A 13858-nucleotide genomic window follows, 5' to 3' on the forward strand; every position below is an offset into this window, starting at 1 on the left:
CTGGTCGTCTTGTTCATTTCCCGGCTTGCTGTCCAATTCTGTTTCGGTACATGGCAAGCAGTGCCACTGCGTCCTTTTCTCCGTACCCTTCTTCCAACGCCTGGCCAAACATATCCCGCGCCAAAGTGGCTGTCGGAACTTGCACTCCCAAATCCTTGGCCATCGACAAGCCCAGTGCCAAATCTTTTTCCGCCAACGCCAACTTGAAACGCGGTTCGAAATCTCCCTTCAGTGCGAGTGGAAACCGCTTGGTGAATGTCATCGAGCGGCCACCGCTTTCCGACAGGACATCAAACAAGGTTGCCGAATCCACGCCCAAGGCCTCACCCAGCGAAAAGGCCTCGCAGGCGACCAACAGATTTCCCATTGCCATGGTGTTATTGATCAGCTTGACTACCTTGGCCGACCCCACATCTCCTGTGTGCCGGATCGTCGGACCCAAGGCTTCCAACAAGGGCAACGCTTGCTCCATCACCGTGGTCTCGCCACCCACCATCACGATGAGCTTTCCCGCGCGTGCCTCGACCGGACCACCGCTGACCGGACAATCCAAGACCTTCAACCCACGGCCCTTGGCGCCGTTGGCGACCTCTCGCATCGCAGACGGCTCCACCGTGCTCAGGTCGATAAGGGTTGCGCCCGCATCAGCCAGTTCGACCAATCCCGCCTTGCCCAACCAGCTTTCCCTGACGACGGCGCCGTTCGGCAAGCTGCTCAGCACATAGGTACGTCCCTTCAACGCGTCTGACAGCGTTTCTTCGACCTGCATGCCTTGCGATGCAACGCGCTTGCGCACAGCCGGCACAATGTCCCAGCCGATAACGTCAAATCCTTTATCTTTCAGATTGAGCGCCACGGCCGAGCCCATCTGGCCCATGCCAACCACCGCCACGGTCAGCTTGTCCATCATCCGTTCCTCTTGGCAGCATCCCGTTGTTCGCACCAAGCCACCAGACGGCGAATGCCCTCTTCAAGCAACACCTCGGGCTTCCAACCCAGCAGGCGCTCGATTTTTTCTCGGCTGAACGCCAGGTGCGTACCCACCGAAGCGCGTACCCCTTGCGTCGGCGTACGGTATTCAGGCCTCAGGTCGGACTTCATGACCTTGAGCAGCGTGTTCACCACGTCATTCAAGGTCGTGGCGACCCCGGTGCACACGTTCATGCTTTCACCCGAAACATCGGACCCCATGGCCAGAACATTGGCGCGGGCCACATCCGCAACATGAATGTAGTCATGGACTTCTTTTCCGTCGTCGGGAATGATGGGACGCTCTCCTCGCTTGATCCTGTCGTAGTTCTCCACGATGTACAGGGCGTTGACGCCACGGTAGTGCTGGCGTTCGCCGTACACCGTGGCATAACGCAGTGAGATCGTCTGCAGCCCCTGTTTCTGGTGGTAATACCTGTTCAGATGCTCGCCGATGAGCTTGGATGCCGAATACAACGCCGCCGCGGGTTGGAAAGGCGCCAGATTGGACGCCGTGGTTTCGTCCATGACCCCTTGGATCGGCTCGCCGTATACCGCCGTGGACGATGAGAAGACCATCTTCTTCACGCCCTGGTAACGACACGCCTCGAGGACGTTGTTCTGTCCTTGCACATTCACGGCCAGACCGAGCGCGGGATTGTTCGACAACGGCAAAGTCAAGAAAGCCGCGACAGAAAACACCCCTTGCACGCCCTCGAAGGCGTCATAGAGTTCGCCGATACGAAGGATGTCTCCCCGCACGACCCTGACTCGGGGGTTCTTGAGCAAATCACCGACTGTTTCCGGCGTGCTCAGGGAATAATTGTCGAACAGAATGATTTGTTCCGCACCGCGCGACAACAACGCTTCAGTGATGTGCGAGCCAATCAGACTGACCCCACCGGTAATGGCGAACCGACCTCCAGAAATTTCCATGGCCTTTGTCCCTGTCTACGTGATGTTTGAAAATGGTCTCAACCCTGAGGCGTAATTCCGGCTTTACGGATCAAGTCGCCCCAATTGCTGATTTCGCTCTTTAGAAATTTTCCGAACTCGTCCGGCGTGGACAGCTTTACCGCCAAGCCATGGTTCGCATACTTGCCTTGGAGCTTTTTGCTGGACAGCGCCTGCTTCAGTGATTCCGAAAGACGATCGACCACCGGTTTCGGCATGTTCGCGGGCCCGCCCAGGGCGAACCAGACGACTAGCTCATACCCTGGCGCACCAGACTCATTGATGGCCGGAATGTCAGGCACTATCGAGAACCGCGACGCTGTCGTGACCCCCAGGGCCTTCAGTTTCCCGCCTTGAATCTGAGGGATGGCCAAGGACAGATCGACGAACATGAAATCCACCTGCCTGGACATCACGTCCGTCAGCGCTTGCGGCGACCCCTTGTACGCCACGCCGACCGTCTCGATCCCTCCCATGTCGACCAGCTTCGCGGCCGCGATCTGCGCGCTGCCCGACCCATAGGCATAGGTCAGCTTGCCTGGCTCTTTGCGTCCAAGCTCGAACAACTCTTTCGTACTGTCCGGCCCGAATTGAGGGGCCGCCACCAGCACGATAGGCGACTCCGCGATCATGCCAATGGGAGTCAGGTCACGCATCGGGTCATAGGGCAATTTCTTGAACAGCGTGACGTTGCTGGCCCCGGTCGTCACGCCCAGCATGACCAAGGTATAACCATCCGGTGGCGAATCCACAGCCGCATTCACGCCGATGATGCCCTGCGCGCCTGGTTTGTTGTCCACCACGATCGGCTGACGCAGATCCTTCGCCATTTCTTCGGCCAATTCCCTTGCCACCGTATCTGTGCCGCTGCCCGCAGGGAACGGGACAATGAGCTTGATAGGCCGATCGGGATAATCCGCCTGGGCGGCCAAAGGTAAAGCCAACGCCAATGCCCAGCAAAACACCAAAGCCAACTTTTTCATCGCATGTCTCCTGATTTTTTTATGGTTGATTGCCGGCCGAATCCAGTGGCTACTGTTTTATCGGCGGCACGTCCAGCCTCGCTACGATCCCGGCTAGTTCCTGGCTTGCGGGCGGATACTTCTCCATCACCAGCGGGTCATGGCCGGGAATGATGTGGTCGGGTGACTGCGCCAGCGCCTCGATACGCGCGTAGCCCTGGAACAGATCGCCCATGTGGAACACCAACGTGAAGCTGCGGCGCTGCTGGATATGCTCATAGAAATGGCTGGCGTCGGACGCCAGCACGACCCAGCCCCGCGCCGTATGCACTCGCACCACCTGCAACCCTGCCGTGTGGCCGCCCACGCGGTGCACGCTGATGCCGGGGGCGATGTCGTCGTCGCCGTCGTGAAACGCGACGCGATCGCCGTAGACCAGCCGGACCAAACCCGCTACGTGGTCAGGCTCGTAGGCTCGTTTGTGCACCTCGCACGCCATGTGTCGGCCCGTCGCATAATCCATCTCGGCGTCCTGCAAATGGAAGCGCGCACTGGGCCAGGCGTCGAACGTGCCAACGTGGTCGTTGTGCATATGGGTGATGACGATGTCACGCACATCGGCCGCTTTGATACCGATCAGTTCCAGCGCCTGGGTCGGCGTGCGCAACAGGGTGCGATGGCGTTTGTCGGCCATGTCCTGGAAAAAGCCGGTGTCCACCAAGACCAGGCGCTCGCGATTGCGCACGACCCAGACGTAGTAATCCAGCGGCATGGGCGCGTCGTGGGGATCTCCCCCAACGAAATTCGCGCAACGCCGAGCCGCCCGTGTCGCGTACTTCAGCGCGTACACCTCGTACAAGGGCAGTTCCCCGGCCGTCCGAACCTGGCTCATGTCAGTTTCCCGCCGGCGCCAGCAGGCGCATCAACAGGCCGATATCCTTGCACTGTTCGATATTCGCCACCATATCGGCCGCCTCGGCCGAGCGCGACGCGCCGATCACCGGGATCGTCAGGCTGTCGAACTTGATTCGTAGTTCGTCGTCGGACATGGAATTCTGGATCGAGCCCTTGGGATAGTCGACCTGCGACACGTACTTGGCGCCATCTTCCATTTCCACTGTCAGCTTGCACGACACGCCGCGCGGCAGCGTGTCGTCCACAGTGATCTTGAGCATTTCGGAAAGCCTGATCAGCATGGGCTCTTTCAAGCGCGCGTTGTTGTACTGCGGGAACAGTGCTTGACCATCGGTGAAAGCAACCGCCACCGAGTACGGCAGGCTTACCTGCGCCTCATGATAAGTCTGAGGCTGGGTATTCTGGTGGTACAGCGCCCAGTCGGAATGACGCGCCATGGTCATGCTCTTGATGCGGTTCAGGTCGGGCGCATGCTTCTTGCGGATATCGAGCGCGCAGTCGATGGCGTTATGGATCGGACGCGCGCACGAGTAGGGCTTGAACTCGATGTCCAACTGGTAAGGCTTGTCCAGGTCGAGTGTCAGTTGTGCAGCGTCGCTCGTATCGGTAAAGGCCGCCAGCCAGCCGCGCTCACCTTCAAAAATGGTGGCCGCGCCGGTAAAACCCAGATTGGCCATGGCGGCAGCGGTCACGCCACTGCGCGAGGCTGGGCCGGGGTTAAATCGTTTCTGCATCGAAGGGCCGTACATTTCCATCAGGCCACCCGATTGCGCGCCCGCCAGGCCTAGCGACGACACGATCTGTTCTTCCCTATTGTCCAGCAACAGGCCGGAAGCAATCGTGGCACCGAAGATTCCGCAAGTGGGCGTGGTGTGGTAGGCGCGATTGCGCAGAGAATTGTTGGCCGCCTTGCTCAGGCGTTCCATCATTTCGCAGCCGGCCGCTAACGCAGTCACCAGGGCGCGGCCGTCCTTGCCCTTCTGCTCGGCCGTGGCCAGCGCCGCCGAATACACGGGGGGGCTGAAATGAAACAGCGCCAGGACGTCAATGTCGTCCAGTTCGACGCTGTGAGAGGAAATCGCATTGGCCAGCGCGGCCTGCATGGCCGGTACGCGGCGGCCGTCGCCGATCAGGGTGGCCTGTTCGAACCCGCCGGTAGACGTAGCGAACTCGCGCGCAACCTTGCCACTACCGGTCTGGCTGCCCGCCACACCCACTCCCAGGTAGTCCAGCAACAGGCGCTTGACCGCTGTACGGGTCGCCGGCGTCAGGGCGTCGTAGTTGAATTTGAAGAAATGTGAGGCGAGTTGTTCAGCGATCGTTTTTGGCATGGTGGTTTTGTGATGTGTTGAAGGGCAGTAATAGAAGAAAAAGTCAGGCGCGGGGCGCGCTCACGATGGAAATCAAATCGTCCAGGTTGGACAGCGTGTCCAGCCGCCTGGCCAACTCCACCAGGCGATCGATTTTGTCCGCCGACAGACAGGAACGGACGACATTGCGAAACTTGTATTCCACGTCGTCGGCAGAGATCGGGTTCTCGGGGCTGCCGCGCCGGTTCAAGATGCGGTGGGTCAACTCGCGACCGTCGCGCGTCTTTACCGTGACCGTGGCGGCATGACGAAACGCCGGACCCATGGCCTCGATCTCCGCGTCTTCGTAGGCCTGGATGCGCGCAACCAGGTCCAGCAGCACTGGATCGGAGAGGCGCTTCTCGTCGTACTGATCGACGAAGGCCACGCCATCGTGCGCGATCACGGCCAGACCGTAGTACAGGTTCATCTGCGCGGCCGTCACGCCTTGCGCCTTGTATTCCCAGGCGCAGTGCACATAGGTCATGTGACTGACCCCGACTCGGATCGAGGCCAAGTCAGCCGCCTTCAAGTCGTTGGACCGCATGATATGCGTCAGTGCGTCCAGCGCGGCGTGGATACTGGTCACACTGGCGTGCGGCTTATAGCCCACTTTTGCGGTTTCCCAGACGTCGCCCAGGCCATCGGTCAGGCGCGCGGCGTTAGGCTTGTCGGAATACGAGCTGAGGTAGCCGCCATAGCTGGCCTCCAGGACATCGACGATGCCGGTGAAGTCGCGATTGGCAAGTTCCGCCGAATACACGCCGCTCTGCGCGGCGCGCCCGGCGTGGAAACGTTTGACCATGGCGCCTTCCTGCGCGGCCATCAGGCCGCCGGCCTGCGAGCCCGCAATGCCAAGGGCATGCTGCATGGGGTCCGCGTCGAGCTTGAGCGCCTTGCCCGCTGATGCCGCCGCCACAAACACGCCGGAGGTGCCTTGCGGATGAAAGCCGCGGTAGAACAGACTCATGGTGGCGGCATTGCCTACACGCGTGCCGATTTCGTAGCCGGCCACCAGGGAAACAATAAGGTCGCGCCCGTTCCAGTTGCCGTCGCGCTCGGCATAGGCCAAGGCCACCGGCACGGCGATCGAGCCCGCGTGCACGATCGATTCCTTATGGATGTCGTCCAGCTCGAAAGCATGCCCCGCTGTGCCATTGACCAGTACTGCGTTGGCAATCGACGTCTTGCGGCCGCTGCCCCACAGGCTGGCCACGGGCGCTGCTTGTTCGGCCTCGGCCATGGCCTGCACACGCTGGGTCCACGGCAGAGTCGCCCCGTACAGGCAGCAGCCGATGCTGTCGAGCAGACTGGTCTTCATGCGGTCCACGGCCTCGGTGGGAATATCCTCGTAGCGCAGCTGCGCGGCGAAACGAGCCAGGTCGCGAGTGGCGTTTGTTAGAAGCGGAGGTTGCGAACTACTCATCGGAATGCCTTTGCTAATTGAACAAGTTTGCGGATCGGGGAATACATCAGTAAGTAGGCTCTTCATCGAGGCGGACGGCGATACCGGCCAGCTTGTCGGAGGCTGCGGGATAGCGCTGCATGACCAGAGGATCATGGCCGGGCACGATGTGCTTCGGGCTGTCGGCCAACATGTCGAGCTTGTTGTATCCGTCGATCACTTCACCCACATGGAACACGGTGGTGAAGGCGCGCTTCTTTTCGAAATGCTCGTAGTAGTGGCTGCAGTCCGACGCCAGCACGATCCAGCCGCGCTTGGTGTGCACGCGCACGCATTGCAGGCCATGCGTGTGGCCGCCGATGCGGTGAATGCTGAGCCCCGGAGCCAGGTCGGCGCTTCCCTTGTGAAAGCACACTCGGTCTTTGTAGACCAGACGCACCATGCCAATTACCTCGTCCGCCTCATAACCGTGATTGAACTGCCGATAGCGCATATGACGGCCGGTGGCGTAGTACATTTCGTCGTCTTGCAAATGAAAACGCGCGGCCGGGAAACTGTCGAACGTACCCACGTGGTCATAATGCAGATGCGTGATGATCACGTCCTCGACCGTGTCCACGTCCACATCCAGCAGGGCCAGGCCTTCGGCCGGATGGCGCAACAGCGTGCGGCCGCGCTTTTTCGCGACCTCGGCGCCGAAGCCCGTATCGACCACGAACTCCCGGCCGTCGCCGCGCACCAGCCACAGGTAATAGTCCATGGGCATCGGCGCATCGTGCGGATCGCCGCCAATAAAGTTATTGGTTCGCTTGGCATCGCGCGTGCCGTAGCGAATGGCATAAACCTCGTAGTCGGGCAATGTCGTATGGCTCATCTGTGTCTTCATCAGGTAGGGTTGGCTTGCAACAGGTCGTTCAGTGCCTTGACGTCCTGCAGCGACGGCAGTGACATCGCGAGCGCCTTGATCCGGTCCGCGGATGCGCCGTACAGCGTGCCCGCAGTCAGGTCGAACTTGCGTTCAACGTCATCGTTCGCATAGGGCTGCTCCGGCTCGCCCAGCGCACGGTCCAGCGCGTATTCCAGTTGGTTTCCAGTGGTAGTGCACACACGGATCACCGCGCCGCGCCTGTCAGGAAACCCGGCATCCAGAGCGGTGTCGGCGCTCACCCGGATGCGTGCCATCAACGCGCGCACCTGGGGGTCTTGCAGCGTGGCATCGGTGTAGCGCGCGGGCATGGCGTCGCCCTTGAGCAGCCTCACCGCGATGGAAAACGCGATAGAAAACCTGGCCTGGTCGGCGTTGGCCGGCGCGGCTACCTCGGCAGCCAACGTGACGGTATCCACCCGCACATCCATGGACACGATGTCCCGTGGCACCACGCCGTACTCACGCGTCAAGGCCACCGCCGTATCCACCGGCGCGTGGTTGCCGCGGCAGCCGCCATGCATCTTCAGGTAGGTCTGTCCGATGCCCCATTCCAGACCCAACTCATGGGTTACGAGGTCAGCTCGCGCGTTGGCCGCGTAGGCCTTGAAGAAGCCTTGCTCGATCACCTCGGGGACGCCGTCGGCTCCCTGCGCGGCGTACAAAGCCGACAGCAAGCCGCCTTCGCTGCTGCGGCCGACTTGCAGAGGTTGGCTGCCCGCATTCTTCAATGCCATCTTCAGGCCCGCGCCGTGGCTGCAAGCGATGGCGATGGCATGCGCGGCCCGGTCAGCGGGCAGGCGCAGCAACACGGCGGCAGCCGCCGCCGTCGCGGGCGCCGCCAGAATTGCCGTGCTCTGGAAGCCGCGCTCGACCGTAGACGGATAGATGGCACGCCCCAGGCGCAGGAAGACCTCGTATCCCGCGACGATGGCAGCGACGAGCTCTGCGCCACACACCCCGCGCTCACAGGCCAGCGCGAACGCCGCCGGGATCAGCGCCGATGAGGGATGCCCGCCGGTGTAACGGCAACCATCCTCGAAATAGGTGGAATGCGACACCGCGCTATTGATGATGACGGCATCGCGCAGGCTGCGTCCGACTGCGGTACCCCAGATAGGACTCGGGCCATCGCCAGGCAGTAGTGCCAACAGCCCCAGATGAGTGCCCTGTTGCACACCGCTGGCGGCTGCCGCCAATGTGTCCAGCACGCGCAAAGATGCAGCCCGCGTCACATCCGAAGGCAGGTGTTCGGCCCGCACATCGGCGACGAAACGTCCCAGGACCACGGTCAGTGGAGATGTGTCTGCTTTGCGGGAAACTGTGGATAAAGCCTGCACGATCAATCCACCTGAAGGCCGATGGCATTGATGACATCGCGCCACTTGATCACGTCGTCGCTCACCCGTGCGGAAGCCGACTCGGGGCTATCGCCCACCACCTCAGCGCCCTGCTCGGCGAAAAGCGTCTTGATGTCAGGCGAATTCAATGCTCGGGCTACGTCGGCGTTGATTTTTGCAACGATGGCGTGTGGCGTGCCGGCCGGCGCGAATAGGCCATACCATGTGTCAGCCTCATAGCCCTTCAGGCCACTTTCGTCCAGTGTGGGTAGATCGCCGACCGAAGACGGTCGCTTCGCGCTGGTGGTGGCCAGTCCGCGCAATTGGCCGGATTTCATATACGGCAGTGCCACCGGGGCGTTGACCATCATCGCCTGAACCCGTCCGGCGATCAGATCGGTGACGGCGGGACCGGTACCCTTATAAGGCACGTGTGTGATCTTGACGTTGGCCATGCGCTTGAGTATCTCCATGGCCAGGTGGGGTGGCGTACCGTTGCCCGGCGAAGCGAAGTTCAACTCATCGGGATGGGCACGGGCATAGTCCAGCAATTCCTTCACGGTTTTGATCGGCAGAGACGACGGCACTGCCAGGATATTCGGGGTGCTGACCAACATCGTGACGGCGGTGAAATCGCGCACGGCGTCGTACCCAGCCGATTTGTACAGGCTCTGGTTGGCGGCGAGCGTGATGACCGGGGTGAACAGCAAGGTGTAGCCGTCCGATGCGGACCGTGCCGCAGTCGCGGCACCTACGTTGCCCCCTGCTCCGCCGCGGTTTTCGATCACCATCGACTGACCCCAGTATTCGCCCAACCGCTGCGCCAGGGGCCGCGCCAAAATGTCGGTACCGCCGCCCGGCGGAAACGGCACAATCAGCGTCACGGGACGAGCCGGAAAGGATCCTGCCGACTCTGCCGCCGCCTGCGCGGCGCCGCCGCACAGGAATAGCGCCAATGCGGCGATGAGGGCTCGCCCCGCCCACATCAAGGAGGCCGTGCTCTTGGTTCCGGATCCACACACCACTTTTGTCTCCCGATTAACACGTGCCTGCAGTGCTTGCGCGTTTAAGTATTTATTGATGTCTGCAGTCTAATTACGCTATAAAAACAGATCAATTACTAAAAATTCAAAATACTAGTGAATCAAATTCACTAAACTAGTTCACCAGAAAACCAGGAGACAACCGCGTGGAAAACCTGAACGCTTTGCGCGTCTTTGTGCGAGTCGCCGAAACTCGAAGCTTTACCGAGGCCGCCAAACGGCTCGGCCTGACGTCATCCGCGGTCAGCAAAGCAATCACGCGGTTAGAGCAAGAACTCAACGTACGGCTGCTTCACCGCACGACACGCTCGGTGGGCTTGACCAACGATGGCGCCAGCTTCTTCGAGCATTGCTTGCAGGTATTGGCGCAGATCGAAGATGCCGAAAACGTGTTGAATCGCGCCACATCCAGCCCACACGGCCGGCTACGCGTGCATATGCCTGTGGGCTTCGGCCGGCGCGTCATCGTGCCCGCGCTCAGTCAATTCATCGAACAGCATCCCGCCCTGGTGTTGGACGCCGAACTCAGCGACCGGACGGTCGATCTCGCCTACGAAGGCATCGACGCAGCTGTACACATCGGCGAGCCGGCCGACGCCCGCCTCATCGCACGCAGACTGTGCAACCTGCGTTTCGTCGCCTGCGCCTCGCCCGAATACCTCGCGCGTCACGGCGCACCCCTCACGCCGGACGAACTCGACCGGCACCATTGCCTCGCCTACGTCCTGATGCATACGGGACGCTATCGCGAATGGCAATTCGTCCACGACGGAAAACCCTTCAGCAAAACCGTGTCCGGCCGCCTCAACTTCAACAATGCGGAATCCCTGCTCGAAGCCGCCACATCCGGCCTGGGCATCGCCATGATCAGCAACTTCATCGCCGCCGAGGCGATTCGTGAAGGCAAACTACAGTGCGTCCTGACCGACTACGCTGGCATCGGCCCACCTGTCTCGGTCGTCTACTTGCCCGGACGAAATCTATCGCCAAAGGTTCGCGCCTTTGTCGACTTTCTGCGCGACCTGATTCCCAGCGATCCCGACTGGGACAAAATCACATTACAGTGAATGGAGTCATTGTCGGATCACGCCGCAATAGACGTATCCGTTACAGGATCACGCAGCAACGAACGATTCCGTACTTGGCGTCACCGACGCTTGCGCCAGCAGCTTTGCCAACGGATTCACCGACGCCGCGTCAAAGAGCGTATTGGCCAGCGCCAAAATATCGGCGGCGGCATCAGCCCCAATCGCCGCCGTTGCCAACGACAAATACTTGCTCTCGATCTCCGCGTGCGACATCGGATTCTCCGGCATGCCCCGCGAATAATCGACCTGGCGCACCAGCGTCTGACCCTGACGCGTCACAAGCGTCACCTTGCCCCCGTAGATCTCGGGATAGGCCTGATCAATGGCGGGATCGATCTCAATCTCGACCCGACTCGCCAGCGCGACAACCTGTTTCTCGACAATACGTTCGGGCGTAAATTGCTCCAGATAAGCCTGGCCATCACACAATGCCACGGCGATGTTGTACTGCAGACTCATCTGCGCATTCAGTACCGAATCGGCTCTATAAACAAAACCCGTCTGCGTGTTCACCACCCTCGCGACACCCGCCACGATGCGATCGATATCGGCTAAATCGAGCTTATGCTCTCGCATCAGCGCCAGTGCCGCATCGACGCAGGCGTGGTTGCTACCGCAACACGCATGTGGCTTGAAGCAGGTTTCGTCGGTATGCCAGCGGGTACCCAGCCCCTCAGTCAATAAAGCCGGCCGTGGTGTATCGGACATGCCAAACAGCAGCCCCCCATCTTCCGCCTCCAGGATGTAGCGAGGCCCCTCGAAGCCACGCTGCGCCAACAGTGCCGCCATGACACCCGCCTGGGCCGATCTACCCGGATGCATGCGCTTGCTCATACCCCCATCAGCGGTAAATGCCCACGTACCTGCGGACTGAGTGCCCGCCAAGCCCAGCGCACTCGCCGTTGTGGTCGCGTCCAGTCCAAGAATGACACTCGCGGTCGCCGCGGCGGCGAGCGTGCCGGTGGTTCCGGTAAGATGCCAGCCACGCATGCGTGTCCGGCTCGGATTGGCTGCTTGGCTAACGCGATTCATCGTCTCATAACCCGCGGCCATGGCCGCCAGAATCACGTTCCCGGTCACCCGTTCGCGCTCACCCAGGGCCAACGCCACCGGCACGACCAGTGCGCCTGGATGAATCTTCGCACGGCTATGATCATCAAAGTCGAAACTGTGTATTGCCGTGCCGCCGGACAATACGCTGTTACCCACACTGACCCGTACGCCGCCGCCCCACAACGCCGCCTCGGCGGGCCCTTGCTGCTCGCGCGCGAAATCGGCCATGATTCGGCCCCACGGCGTAGTCAACCCATACAGACCACAGCCCAATGCGTCGATCAAGGCCTTCGACAACACGTCGCGACTTTGCGACGTTACGTCCGACGCTTGGAGCCCTGCGATAAAAGCGGCAAGTTCCTGAGTAATGCCGCGATGTTCGCGTGCAAGCACCTTCCACGAGTCCAAATCGTCCACACCAGATACTCCAGCTGCGGGCCCCATGCTGTGACCCTGATTAGATTCCATAGCGCATTCGATCGCATTGACAGGGCCACGTAGACATAAGCGTCGAACACGGGTAGCCGCCATGCGAGCGAGACTCGCTATTGCAGGAATACTAAAGGGAGGACATATCCACGATCTACGGTCGACGCGTCACAATAGAGATGATCTCAGTTCAGCAATGAGTTGATCGTGCAGCTACGTCGACAAGACCGGCACATGGGGTCCGAACGGGTACGCCATAGCCTGACGATGACATCCAAGCCCGCCTAGCGACGGGCGCAATCTCGACTCAGGAAAACACATCCTCGAGACGTTCAGCTTGCAGAATACGCAGTGCCCACTGGTTCAACGTGACTTCATCGGCCTCGACGATGCGAGCGCGCGCCCAATCTGGCAGCATGCCAAATTTACTGGTGATTTGCATTGTCAGCAGCCCAGAAGCGCCTTTAATTTGGCCTTCTTCCCGGCCTTTTTCCAAGCCCTCAGCGCGTTCGCGCTTGAGCCGCACGCGCTCGATACTGGTCACGTAAGTCATCTGGTGTTCCTCTTCGATTTGAATGACAGCGGCTTCGAATACGGGTTCTAGGTCATCTGGCAGATACAGCATGGCATCGATGACCCGAAATAGCGTACGCCTATTATCGCGCGTGAATCCCCATTTGGGCATGCGTATCCGGACGAAGCATCTGCATGAATTCGGGGAAATACGCAGACAAGGCGTCTTTCCAGACACTATCGTAGTCCGGGCGTTGGGCCATAAAGCATTTCGTGAGGGCGGTTAAGCGAGCCCTCTACGATACGCCCTGAACCCGTAGTACCTCGGGCGATGAATCCTTCTGATGAAACAGTAAATACAGGCTTCAAGTGCTGTCGACAGACTTTATTTTCCCTTATCACCGATAATCGCTTATCAGCGACCGACAATCAGCCATCGGTCACCAACAACCGGTTCCACTTCGGCATCATCATCTCGACATCACTAAGGACGCCCCCATGACCGACCGCCAGCTCATCATCCTGGCCGCCCTCAACATGATCGCCGCCGTCGGCGCGGGCGCCTTTGGCGCGCACGGCCTCAAACAAATGATCAGCGCCGACCTGCTCGCCGTCTGGCAAACCGGCGTGCTCTATCACCTGATCCACGCCCTCGGCCTATTCATCGTCGCCCTACTCGCCGCCCGCTACGGCGCAAGCCTCTTTACTACTGCGGGCCTCATCATGTTCGTCGGCATCGTTCTCTTCAGCGGCAGCCTGTACATCCTGGCCCTCACCGGCACGCGCTGGCTAGGCATCGTCACCCCGATTGGCGGCGTCGCCTTCCTTGTGTCCTGGGCATTAGTCGCCTGGGCCGCCTGGCGCGCGGCGTAAATTGCACCTTCCTGACGCCTAGGCGGCGATTGCAATCGCC

General features: G+C 60.5%; 13 protein-coding genes. 2 read left to right on the forward strand and 11 right to left on the reverse strand.

The window, feature by feature from the left end; translation table 11 throughout:
* Nucleotides 1-13 precede the first annotated feature (13 nt).
* Genes ACYVDM_RS13885 through ACYVDM_RS13925 form a run of 9 tightly spaced genes read right to left on the reverse strand, consistent with a single transcriptional unit; the run spans nucleotide 14 to nucleotide 9841 of the window.
* A complete protein-coding gene (locus ACYVDM_RS13885) occupies nucleotides 14-907 on the reverse strand; it encodes an NAD(P)-dependent oxidoreductase (protein WP_460475407.1) in 894 nt (297 codons plus the stop codon).
* Complete coding sequence (locus ACYVDM_RS13890) at nucleotides 907-1905, reverse strand: NAD-dependent epimerase/dehydratase family protein (RefSeq protein WP_415793476.1); 999 nt, start codon at nucleotides 1903-1905, stop codon at nucleotides 907-909. Before ACYVDM_RS13890 ends, ACYVDM_RS13885 begins: the two co-directional genes overlap by 1 nt.
* A gap of 38 nt (nucleotides 1906-1943) precedes the next feature.
* Nucleotides 1944-2906, reverse strand: a complete 963-nt coding sequence (locus ACYVDM_RS13895; protein WP_415793475.1) for a Bug family tripartite tricarboxylate transporter substrate binding protein — start codon at nucleotides 2904-2906, stop codon at nucleotides 1944-1946.
* 49 nt (nucleotides 2907-2955) lie between these two features.
* Nucleotides 2956-3777 (reverse strand): N-acyl homoserine lactonase family protein, encoded by an 822-nt coding sequence (locus tag ACYVDM_RS13900; protein WP_415793474.1) that lies wholly within the window; start codon nucleotides 3775-3777, stop codon nucleotides 2956-2958.
* A gap of 1 nt (nucleotide 3778) precedes the next feature.
* The gene (locus ACYVDM_RS13905; protein WP_415793473.1) at nucleotides 3779-5131 is read right to left on the reverse strand and encodes an MmgE/PrpD family protein; all 1353 of its coding nucleotides are present in this window, start codon (nucleotides 5129-5131) and stop codon (nucleotides 3779-3781) included.
* Between the two features lie 43 nt (nucleotides 5132-5174).
* Nucleotides 5175-6575 carry an MmgE/PrpD family protein gene (locus ACYVDM_RS13910; protein WP_415793472.1) on the reverse strand — a complete coding sequence of 467 codons (1401 nt, stop codon included), beginning with the start codon at nucleotides 6573-6575 and terminating at the stop codon, nucleotides 5175-5177.
* A gap of 46 nt (nucleotides 6576-6621) precedes the next feature.
* Nucleotides 6622-7428, reverse strand: coding sequence for an N-acyl homoserine lactonase family protein (locus ACYVDM_RS13915; protein WP_415793471.1), 807 nt, complete (start codon nucleotides 7426-7428; stop codon nucleotides 6622-6624).
* 11 nt (nucleotides 7429-7439) lie between these two features.
* On the reverse strand, nucleotides 7440-8819 hold the full coding sequence (locus ACYVDM_RS13920) for an MmgE/PrpD family protein (protein WP_415793470.1): 1380 nt from the start codon (nucleotides 8817-8819) through the stop codon (nucleotides 7440-7442).
* Between the two features lie 2 nt (nucleotides 8820-8821).
* Entirely contained in the window at nucleotides 8822-9841 is a 1020-nt protein-coding gene (locus ACYVDM_RS13925) for a tripartite tricarboxylate transporter substrate binding protein (protein WP_415793469.1), read from the reverse strand.
* Nucleotides 9842-10008: 167 nt separating this feature from the next.
* On the opposite strand from ACYVDM_RS13925, the gene ACYVDM_RS13930 reads away from it, so the two are divergent.
* Nucleotides 10009-10929, forward strand: a complete 921-nt coding sequence (locus tag ACYVDM_RS13930; protein WP_415793468.1) for a LysR family transcriptional regulator — start codon at nucleotides 10009-10011, stop codon at nucleotides 10927-10929.
* Nucleotides 10930-10977: 48 nt separating this feature from the next.
* Here the strand turns inward: ACYVDM_RS13930 and ACYVDM_RS13935 are convergent, their stop codons facing one another.
* Together ACYVDM_RS13935 and ACYVDM_RS13940 are read right to left on the reverse strand one after the other, a co-directional pair.
* Nucleotides 10978-12420, reverse strand: a complete 1443-nt coding sequence (locus tag ACYVDM_RS13935) for an MmgE/PrpD family protein (RefSeq protein ID WP_415793467.1) — start codon at nucleotides 12418-12420, stop codon at nucleotides 10978-10980.
* A 319-nt stretch (nucleotides 12421-12739) separates the two neighbouring features.
* A complete protein-coding gene (locus ACYVDM_RS13940) occupies nucleotides 12740-13117 on the reverse strand; it encodes an RpnC/YadD family protein (protein WP_415793466.1) in 378 nt (125 codons plus the stop codon).
* A gap of 326 nt (nucleotides 13118-13443) precedes the next feature.
* Between ACYVDM_RS13940 and ACYVDM_RS13945 the strand changes: the two genes are divergently transcribed.
* Nucleotides 13444-13818 (forward strand): DUF423 domain-containing protein, encoded by a 375-nt coding sequence (locus ACYVDM_RS13945; protein ID WP_415793465.1) that lies wholly within the window; start codon nucleotides 13444-13446, stop codon nucleotides 13816-13818.
* Nucleotides 13819-13858 lie beyond the last annotated feature (40 nt).

Source organism: Bordetella tumulicola, assembly GCF_054779135.1.